Source organism: Paraburkholderia sp., from assembly GCF_050742655.1.
Classification (GTDB): Bacteria; Pseudomonadota; Gammaproteobacteria; order Burkholderiales; family Burkholderiaceae; genus Paraburkholderia.
Map to the genome: position 1 here is coordinate 1 of NZ_JBOIGG010000081.1, position 1,006 is coordinate 1,006.

Annotated in this window: 1 protein-coding gene; it reads right to left on the bottom strand. The window is 63.9% G+C overall.

The window, feature by feature from the left end; translation table 11 throughout:
- Window positions 1–87: 87 nt before the first annotated feature.
- On the bottom strand, window positions 88–1,006 hold a 919-nt coding region (tnpC, locus tag ACREXZ_RS30910), incomplete at its 5' end, for an IS66 family transposase (protein ID WP_431767924.1).

Below are 1,006 nucleotides of genomic sequence, written 5' to 3' on the forward strand. Positions count from 1 at the left end.
GTGCCATTCGAACCACTCGACGAGTCGGCGCGCCTCGGCGGCAGGAAACGCCACATAGAGCGAGGGTAATTGCTCACCTTCCGGCGGCTATGTTGACTGCACCAGAGGCGCTCCGGCGAGGGTGAGACGGATTGCTTCGAGGGCTCCGATGGAACGGCGGCGGGCGGTTTCGACGACAGAGCGGATGTCGGCGTAGAGCTTAGCTCCCCACTCGGTGCGGAAGCCATTGGTGATTTTGCGGAACACGGCGCAGGGCCGCAATGCGCGTTCGGAACCGTTGTTGGTCGCCGGAACGTCGCGGTTCGTCACGAAGACGAAGAGATATTGCCGCGTCCTCTTGATCATGCGTTGGAGCTTGACGCCAGCCTCATGGGCCGGCGAAAGGCGCATGAGTTCGTCGAGACGGGCGTTGAGCCGCGCGGCATAGGTTTTCAAAGTCGCGTCGGCGAGCCTTTCTCTTCGCCGCCCGATCCGGCAGCCGCGGCCCAGCAGATGCCGAAGCTCGGGCGCGAAGATGTCGTCGCCGGCGTCGATGGCATATTGCACGTCGCGGATGAGATGGGCGAGGCAGACCTGATTATTCCCGCTCGCCCAGCCCATTTGCCCGCCATAGCGGTCCGACACCCAGAAATCGGGCCGGAAGTCGCCAAGGAAATCCTCCACCACTTTCTTGGCGCGGGAGGGCGCGGCGACGAAAAGGGCGCTGTCGTCATGGTGGAAAACCCACAGCCACCAGTTCTGCTTGCCGACCCGCAGGCCGGTCTCGTCGGATTGCAGGATCGTACCATCGAGGAGCTTCGCGCGGATCGCCGCAGTCGCCTTGGCGAAGGCGTCCTTTGCCGCGTCGAGGATGTTGACGAGCGCGCCCTCGCTGATGGCGAGACCGAGGAGATCGGACAGGAGAGTAGCCAGGCGCTCGAAGGCGATGCCTTGGGTGAAGCGCAGGTAGATGACGAGGGCGCGCAAGTTTGGGCCAAAGGGCGAGCCTTTCGGCATGTCTTGCGGC